The sequence below is a fragment of the Aquisalimonas sp. genome (genome assembly GCF_007120195.1).
In the GTDB taxonomy this organism is placed as follows: domain Bacteria; phylum Pseudomonadota; class Gammaproteobacteria; order Nitrococcales; family Aquisalimonadaceae; genus Aquisalimonas.
Map to the genome: position 1 here is coordinate 1 of NZ_SKOG01000277.1, position 7,952 is coordinate 7,952.

A 7,952-nucleotide genomic window follows, 5' to 3' on the forward strand; every position below is an offset into this window, starting at 1 on the left:
ACGGCCAACAATGGCCCTGCAGCCTCGACGTCAAACATGCGCTCCCCCTTCGGCGGTCACGCCGGCGCGAGGCGGGCGGCTCCATTCATCGGACCAAAACGAGTACGGCCTGGACGCAGAAGCTGTATCGGCGGGGGTGATGCGTGAGCGGCGAATGCGCACCGGGTTCCCTGACCGCCATGGTTCGGGCCCAACGGCCGCTGGAAAAGCACCCTGCTCAAGGCCCTGGCCGGGCTGGTCCGCCACGCTCAAGGTCGAATCACGATGCCGGCGCGCCGCACCCGGCTCGCCTATCTGCTCAGGGGCCGGCGTGCGCTGCTCACGGCCATGGCCTCGCCATGGCTCAACACGGTCGGCAGTCGCCCGCGGCGTTGAGCTCGGACGACGTGACCGATACCCCCAAGCGCCTGATCCAGGACCTTGTCGTACAAGAAAACCACCGCGTTCAGCGCCTGATTCTGCGTCGAGGCTGCGACCCGGCGCTCCACAGAAAGCCAGGTTGAAAACTCCTGAACGTGAGCCTCCTGCAGTGCGCGGCAGGTGACGCATGGCATGGAACCGGGTGAAATAACGAATCCAGTACCAGTAGTTCTTCTCGGTGCGCGGGCTGTAGCGCCGCGTATGCATGGCGTCCCTTACGACATCGCGTGGTCGGCGTGGGCGTTGTTCACATTACCATTGACTTAAAGGCCTCCATGGTTTGTGCTCTTTTGTACAGTATGATTGCCACACAGAAACGCGCAGCCAAGTGATTGGTAGCGTTGCATCTTGACGCCGCGGTAACCTCTTATCGTGGCGACGAAAATTCGCCGAGAGCCGCCGACGGCGGGTCGATACCGCGCCGTCACAGTGATTGAATCATCGTGAAGGCGATTCAATCACTGTTTAAATGCTTCACTGTTATGCCTAACAGGGTGACCAATGAATCGACACACAGATTATGAAAGTGAGTCCCAGGCTATCCGGGCAGAAAATACGGAAGTGCTGGAGGCATTTGAGTCATGGCTCAACCGAAAGAAGCTATCTGAATCGACCGTAAAGAAACATCGAGGGAATATCGATTTTTACATTAACGAGTTTCTATTATATGAGGAACCAAAAAGGCCGGCGGAAGGAGTTGACGAAGTTCGGTTCTTCCTGGGGCACTGGTTCATCCGGAAAGCGATGTGGGCTAACGAAACAAGCATAAGGTCGAATGCTGCGAGCTTGAAGAAATTCTACGATTTCATGGCGGAGCGGGGCCATGTGACGCCCGTTGCGGTTAAGGAGCTGAAAGAAGTGATCAAGGAGCAACTGCCCGATTGGGTCGAGACGGTGAAGCGGTATGATGATCCATCCGTAGATTTGGAGGATGTGTGGCGGTGGTAAAGGATCGTAGTAGGCATAACAAGGGCGCTGCAGTCCGACGCTTGACAGCTGCGGCCTTTTGCTGCCGCGAAAAGTCCTCGCCCTCAAGCGCGGCTGGGCGCCATCGTTTGATCTGACGAAAGAAATCATCGAGCATCCTGAGCGATTTCCGAAGCGTGCAAAGTCCATAATCCGATAGCCGGGGGCAATTCTTCCCCGGCCTCCACAACACCCTGGATGCGGGTCCGCGCGGGGCGTTCCTCTGTAGTTCCAAGGACCACCAGTCAATGGCGACCTTCAACGCTGGCTACACGAGGATTTGCCAAGACCGTTTCGCCCGGTCGGGTGCATGACTGCCGGTGAGACTCGCCGGTCGCTCTCGTTACCGCAGGTTTAGGCCGTGACCGTGTCTCGCCCATTACGGTGAGCGTTTGACTACTATGCCGTCTGCTGACTTCTGTCCCGTCACATTCAGCGTTACCGCAGAACGCGCTGCCCGAGTCACGTTAGGGTGCGGTGGCACTTCCACCGCTTTCGCGCTGGTCCTCAATCCGCCCCCCTGGCAACCACAGCTGGCTCGCGAAGCCGGCTATCGCTGGATCGATCCGCGTGAGTGGTTGCCGCAGCCCAGCGAACATCCATCTTCGTGAGCCATCCAGCCATCTATTGACGGCTTGCCGGCATTCTGGATACCCTAACGGCAAGCCAAGTCTCCCGATGGCGTGCCGGTTATGGCCAAGCCACAGCTTTCAATCCGAAGTGCCAAAGCGCGTGAACTCGCCCATCGTCTTGCTCAACGAGAACGCAGGACGGTTGCAAGCATCGTGGAACTGGCACTGGAAGAGTACGCGGCGAAGCATGCGAACGCATCTCCGGCAGAAGCGTTCTACCGCCAGTTGCGTGAGACCTGCGCGGTCGACAGCGATCTGGATGACTTGATCGAGGCGAATCGAAAGCCGCACCGCGGTCTGGACCTGTGATCTTTCTCGACACCAACGTCGTATCCGAAACGCTCAAGCCCTCGCCTGATCCACTGGTTATCGATTGGCTGATTGCGCATGATGCCGAACTGGCGCTTCCGGCGGTGGCGCTGGCCGAGCTCGCCTATGGAATCGAACGAGTGCGGCCGCACAACCGGGCAAAGCGGCTCGCGCGCGGGCTGGTCGCTTGGCGCGATCGCTTGAAGGGGCGGATCTTTTCATTTGGCGAAGCCGCTGCGATGCACTACGGCGAACTCATGGGCGAAGCGGCCCGCAACGGTCTTCCAATGTCCATCCCGGATGGGATGATTGCCGCCACGGCACGGGTTCACGCCGCCTCGCTTGCCACCCGCAACGTCGCCGATTTTCGTGACACCGAGCTGGATCTGATCAATCCGTGGATTGCCCCGGGCGTGCAGGAGCGCTAGCTCTTCGGCGAACGACAGTGACGCCATCTCAGGAAAGCTGGCGCGCCCGGGAGGACTCGAACCCCCAACCACCAGGTTCGAAGCCTGGTGCTCTATCCGGTTGAGCTACGGGCGCATCATGCCCGTCATCCTACCAGCCGCCAGCATGGCGGCTGGAGAAGGCCTCGAAGGGCGCGTGCCGGTCGGTTGGCTCCAGCCGATGCACGCGTATGCCTGCTCGATCGAGTTGCTTCGGAATTGATCGATAGGATTCGCGATAGTCGAAACCGTATGCGGCCACTTCATCCCGGTCGAGGGCGTAATAGATGCCTGCGATACCCGAGCATCGGGCGGCAGCGGCGCACAGCCCGCACGGCTCGCCGGTAGCCAGGAGCAGATGATCGTCGAGCGCGGTCCGGCGCAGCTGCCTGCATGCCGTGCGGATGGCCATGATTTCGGCATGCGCCGTGGGATCGTGATCGCGGCTGACCCGGTTGTAGCCGATTGCCAGGATGTGCCCGTCCGGCGTGACGATCGCCGCACCGAAGGGGAGACCGCCGCCCTCGACATGCACCCCGGTCTCCTGCACGAGCGTACGCATCGCCGCCCAAATAGCCGGTGGGTCCGGGGCGTGCTGCGTCATTCTCTCGTGCACCTACGGTCCGCCAGTCGCACGCCCCACGTGATGCCAAAGGCGCGGCCGTAAAATGCCCTGAGCGAGTGGGCAGTGACGTTCATTGCGAGACTCCATGCGTTGCGGCCAGGCGATTCGCGCAGTCCGACACTCCCAGCGTAGCGTATTGGTCGGCAAGCGTGTGGACCAGACGGCCGGCGTTCTCGTGAGCCTGCGCGAGGGACTGTTGGTGACGCGCGGACCTTGATCTTGTTCGATGTTAATCGGTGCTGCCGACCAACGATTCGTACCACTTCCTGTAAGGCGTGTTGCGCACCTTGTGCCGGTTGTAATCCGGAGTCCCATCCCTCCACCATGGTGGTCCTCTCTCACCAAGGGCGACCTTGACCTGGTGCAGGCGCCTGCGTGCTTCATTTTCCGTCACGCGATTCTCCTCACGCATTGCCTGCCCGATGCGGTTGCGCAGGCGCATGAGCTCCTTGACCAGGCGCTCGCGCTCGGCTTCGCCTAAGTCTGGGTTCGAGGTGCGCCATAGGCGACCTCTTACCACAAAATAGCGGCCATCTGGAGTGGTTGGATGGTCAGCCATATGACCAACACGTGGCACGGCGTAGGTTCGGACACATATAAACGGAGGTCCGGCTCCCCATGTGCATCCTCGAAGTCGTATAGAAGCGGCACGGACTGCTGCTGTGCAGGTTTTGCACGAGTCAGGGCGTCGCCGGTTGGTCGCCACTATGCCCTTGACCCCGCCGCGCCTCCGGGCCGCGCCCAGCAGAGCCGCGCGCCACCGTCTTTCGGGGGCGCGACCTAGCGCCGGACATCAGTCGCGCCGCTTTGCGGTGTCGACTGCATGCCGTTGTCGTTCGGTCTTGCCCTGCATGTGGTACCAACCGACACGATCAATCTCATAGAAAACACTTCCATGGTGCGCGTCGCCCGAGGATTCCAGAAACAACATACCCAACCGGTTGAGCACTGCAATGGACCGTGAATTGGGTGCGTCCGTTGCGGCCTCAATTCGAGCAAAGCCTGACGAAAAAGCGTACTCACACACTCGCTCCGCGGCTTCCGTCGCGAGGCCTCGTCCCCAATACTGCGGCAGGAGACCATAGAGTAACTGAAGTCGCGGCGGATCGAAGAAGTCTCGGAAACCGACAAAGCCTATGATGTTGGTGGCGTTTACGCATTGTATCGCCCATAGACCCACGCCAAGCGCGGCGAATCGCTCATTGCTTGAAGCAATCTCGGCTCGAACCCATTTGATGGAAACCAGAGTGTCGTCGAGCAGATACTGACGCACCGCCGGGTTTCGGAAGACTCCGAGAAGCGACTCGGCGTCACCCTCGCACACGGGCCTCATTACGATGCGTTTAGAACGAATTACCATGAATCTATTCTCTCTTACAGTGGAACCCTGTTCCCCTTGACTGGAATACGCAGTCTCGCCCATCCACGCGGACTGCCTCTCGGAGCTCCTCGGCCGGTTCGAGCGGTAGCTGCCGACCCGGATGCTGTCGCCGAGAAAGCGGCTGCTGACCCGCACTTCGGCTTCGGGCGCCAGCCTGAGTTCCGGCGGCATGGGAAGCGTGGGCAGCGGCCAGAGCGGTGGGCCGCTGCTTGCTCGCAGTGCCAGCATGGCACCAGCAATGGCGCCGCGGAGGTTGCTATCAAGCGCTTGCAGGTCGCTCGCCTCGCCATCACGCAGGTCAAGGCTCGCGAGCGTCGCGCCATCGTGCAGGAACGCCACGGCATGCGGCGCCAGCGCCGGCCCGGCCGGGCCGGTCAGCGCGAGGTCGATCTGCTTCTCTCCGCTAGTCAGGCTGCCGGTCAATGCCCCGTCGGCGGCGCGCTCGAGCGCGAGTTGCCATTCCGGCAGCTGCGGGTCAATCCTCAGCCCGCAGCGCAGCGAGTCCGACGCCGTGTCCCCGGGCTTGGGCCGCGCGGTAGGCAGCCGTTGCCGCTGGACGCAATCGGCCGCGCCGGTGCTGCCGGCGCCGTCGGCAAAACTGAACGCCAAGGTGGTGCGCAGCTCCGCGGTTTCCCAGCGCCGTGTGCCGGGGCCATGAAAATTCTGCGTCTCGACGATGGGGTCGGAGCGATAATCGCGAACCGCCACCGTTGACCGGACCGGTTCGATCATGGCGCAGCCGCCAAGCGCGAGGCTGGCAGCGGCGCCGAGCACGACGACACGCCCACCACGCGCGAGATAGGTTGCTATTCTTGTTGTTCCCGCCAGGTGGGGGGATCAGCTGCCTCGTTGTCATGCCTAATGTTCGGCGTCCGGATTAAACTTCGGCCACCGGTTGTACCCAATGCTCGGATTGTGTGATTGATCAGCAATTCTAATTATGGCGCTGAAGCCAGGGCCTCTCGGGCGTCGGCGCGCAGCGGATAGTGGTGCATTACGCTGTCGCTAATGCCACACCCTTCGATCGGACCCAGTGCCATGGCATGGCTACACGCCGTACCCGGGCGGATTAGCGCAGCGTTATCCGCCGTCGATAACACAGCGCCGCAGGCGAACGACTCATGCTGCGCTTGTGCGCCTGCGGCGCGGTTCGTTTGACGGTGCATTACGCTGGCGCTAATGCACCCTACGCCCCTCGGTCAGCATCGGTGACGAGTCCCTGCTCTTGGCATCCACCGCTAGCAGTATGACCGCCTCCATGCCACCGCGGGAGGGACCGCCGGGAGCCAGGGCCAACGGAAGATCGGCAAAATGAGAACTGCTGGTGATTGATACTGGCGATGGAATCGCGTGACTTCCGCATTCGGCTCAAGTGATGATACTGTAGATTTGAGCAGGGAGTCATGGCGGACGCTAAATCATGGCCTCAGAGAAGAAGCGACCGAGGCTGCGGGAGGAGTTGCCCCGTGTGAGCCGCACTCGACGGTACAACCGACGGACCGAGATGAGCTACTGATACCGGATTCGGTACGACATCCGCTTTCACGGTGAGCGGCATCCATTGACGTTGTCACAGGCCCAAAAGCGGCCCCCTCTCCTCCGTAAGCAACCGACCGGCCGTTTCGGGTCGGGGACCGCCGACTGAAGCCGTCTCACGCCTGGCATGCTCCCTCCTCCACGTGCCGCGGGAACGGCAGCCCCGCCAGCAGGAGCTGGCCATAGCGTTTGGTCAGCACACGCTCGTCCATCAGCGTCACGGTCCCGAAGTCCTCCTCGTTGCGGATGAGCCGCCCGCACTGCTGTTTGAGCTTGATGGCGGTGGTGGGCACGGCAACTTCCATGAAGGGGTTGCGCCCGCGCTTCTCCAGCCAGTCGGCGTACGTCTTGTCCACCGGGCCGTCGGGCACAGCGAACGGGAGTTTGGTAATGACGACGTGCCGACACAGCGCCCCGGGCAGATCCACGCCTTCGGCGAACGACGCCAAGCCGAAGAGCACCGAGCCCTGCCCGGCTTCGATGCGCGCCCGATGGCGCCGCAGTACCTCCTGGTGGGAGGCGTCGCCCTGGCAGATCAGTGCATCACCCCAGTTCGCCCGCAGCGCGTCCGCGGTGCGCTGCATCTGCCGGCGGGCGGTGAATAGAACCAGGGTGCCTTCGTCCAGGGCGACCCGCTGTGGCAGCTCCTGGATCACGGCCTCGGTGTGCGCGTCGCGATCACTTGCGCTCGCCGGCAGGCGCACGATATTCAGCCGGCTGATCTGCCGGAAGTCGAACGGGGACGAGAGTTGGCGCTCGAACGCATTGCGCGGCAGGCCCAGTTCGATGCGGGTGCGCGTGAAGTCGTCGCCGGCGGCGAGTGTAGCCGAGGTGACCACGGCACCGGCGACCTTCGACCAGAATTGGCTATGCAGCCAAGCCGCCGCAGAGGTTGGGCAGGCGTGCGCGTTGACGCCATCGCTGCCCAGGGTGGCCCAGCGTGCAACCGGGGGTGCATCGGTCGCATCCGGCTGCGCGAACGCCCGCGCCACCCCCAGGATGCTCTCGAGTTGCGTGAGCAGCATGCCGATGCGCTCCTGGAGCTTGTTGCCGAGCCCTGAAGAGAGTTCGCCGCTACTGATGCGCGCCTGCGCGCCCGCGTGGAGGGTCTCAACGGCGCCGGAGAGCGCCTTCGCGGTGGCGGCCAACTGCTCGGCGGTCGTCATCACGGCCGGGGGTAAGGCCTCGCCGTCGAGCAGCCCGTAGAGGGTGCCGTCATTGCGGTGCTCGCCGTGTTCGCGCAGATGGCGGTCCATGGCGTGGGAGAAGTCACGCAATGCAGCTTGGGCTTCGCGGCCGGCCTCGGCGAGCTTGCGGGCAGTGCGCTCGACGCGGTTCGCCGGCATGGCGGACTCGGCGACGTTCAGGGCGTCGCGGGCGAGGCTGCTCAGCAACTCCCGGGCGGCCTTTCCCTCCAGCGCGAAGCTGTTGTGACTGGTGGCGACCTCCGCGAGGTTATGGCCCTCGTCGACGATATGCAGCGTCTCCTCAAGCGGCGGTAGCAGCACGCCGCCGCCCAGGGAGACATCACTCAGCACGAGGCTGTGATTGGCGATGATGACCGTTGCCGCGCGCAGGCGGCCGCGCTCGATGAAGTACGGGCAGGCGTTGAACTTCGGGCACTTGTTTCCCAGGCA

Annotated in this window: 8 protein-coding genes and 1 tRNA gene; 3 read left to right on the forward strand and 6 right to left on the reverse strand. The window is 62.7% G+C overall.

Annotated elements, in window-relative coordinates:
- Nucleotides 1–290 precede the first annotated feature (290 nt).
- The gene (locus QZT63_RS18900) at nt 291–554 is read right to left on the reverse strand and encodes a phage integrase N-terminal SAM-like domain-containing protein (RefSeq protein WP_290653449.1); all 264 of its coding nucleotides are present in this window, start codon (nt 552–554) and stop codon (nt 291–293) included.
- A 367-nt stretch (nt 555–921) separates the two neighbouring features.
- On the opposite strand from QZT63_RS18900, the gene QZT63_RS18905 reads away from it, so the two are divergent.
- The 3 genes from QZT63_RS18905 (at nt 922) to QZT63_RS18915 (ending at nt 2,755) form a co-directional block, all read left to right on the forward strand.
- On the forward strand, nt 922–1,368 hold the full coding sequence (locus QZT63_RS18905; protein WP_290653451.1) for a recombinase: 447 nt from the start codon (nt 922–924) through the stop codon (nt 1,366–1,368).
- Nucleotides 1,369–2,078: 710 nt separating this feature from the next.
- Entirely contained in the window at nt 2,079–2,327 is a 249-nt protein-coding gene (locus QZT63_RS18910; protein ID WP_290653452.1) for a type II toxin-antitoxin system VapB family antitoxin, read from the forward strand.
- A complete protein-coding gene (locus QZT63_RS18915) occupies nt 2,324–2,755 on the forward strand; it encodes a type II toxin-antitoxin system VapC family toxin (RefSeq protein ID WP_290653453.1) in 432 nt (143 codons plus the stop codon). The genes QZT63_RS18910 and QZT63_RS18915 overlap by 4 nt, the downstream gene beginning before the upstream one ends.
- A 38-nt stretch (nt 2,756–2,793) precedes the next feature.
- Here the strand turns inward: QZT63_RS18915 and QZT63_RS18920 are convergent.
- The 5 genes from QZT63_RS18920 to QZT63_RS18940 all read right to left on the reverse strand — a co-directional run.
- Nucleotides 2,794–2,870 (reverse strand) — tRNA-Arg (locus tag QZT63_RS18920).
- 15 nt (nt 2,871–2,885) lie between these two features.
- A complete protein-coding gene (locus QZT63_RS18925) occupies nt 2,886–3,377 on the reverse strand; it encodes a nucleoside deaminase (protein ID WP_290653455.1) in 492 nt (163 codons plus the stop codon).
- A gap of 250 nt (nt 3,378–3,627) precedes the next feature.
- Nucleotides 3,628–3,957, reverse strand: coding sequence for a hypothetical protein (locus QZT63_RS18930; protein ID WP_290653457.1), 330 nt, complete (start codon nt 3,955–3,957; stop codon nt 3,628–3,630).
- 234 nt (nt 3,958–4,191) lie between these two features.
- Nucleotides 4,192–5,388: a GNAT family N-acetyltransferase gene (locus QZT63_RS18935; RefSeq protein WP_290653458.1), complete on the reverse strand. Its 1,197-nt coding sequence runs from the start codon at nt 5,386–5,388 to the stop codon at nt 4,192–4,194.
- Between the two features lie 1,043 nt (nt 5,389–6,431).
- A partial coding sequence (locus tag QZT63_RS18940) for a helicase C-terminal domain-containing protein (protein WP_290653459.1) occupies nt 6,432–7,952 on the reverse strand: 1,521 nt, incomplete at its 5' end.

Bases quoted from the DNA above. Each gene is read 5' to 3' on its own strand.
- QZT63_RS18910 (WP_290653452.1), top strand. From the start codon at position 2,079: ATGGCCAAGCCACAGCTTTCAATCCGAAGTGCCAAAGCGCGTGAACTC.
- QZT63_RS18900 (WP_290653449.1), bottom strand. From the start codon at position 554: ATGCCATGCGTCACCTGCCGCGCACTGCAGGAGGCTCACGTTCAGGAG.
- QZT63_RS18905 (WP_290653451.1), top strand. From the start codon at position 922: ATGAATCGACACACAGATTATGAAAGTGAGTCCCAGGCTATCCGGGCA.
- QZT63_RS18925 (WP_290653455.1), bottom strand. From the start codon at position 3,377: ATGACGCAGCACGCCCCGGACCCACCGGCTATTTGGGCGGCGATGCGT.
- QZT63_RS18930 (WP_290653457.1), bottom strand. From the start codon at position 3,957: ATGGCTGACCATCCAACCACTCCAGATGGCCGCTATTTTGTGGTAAGA.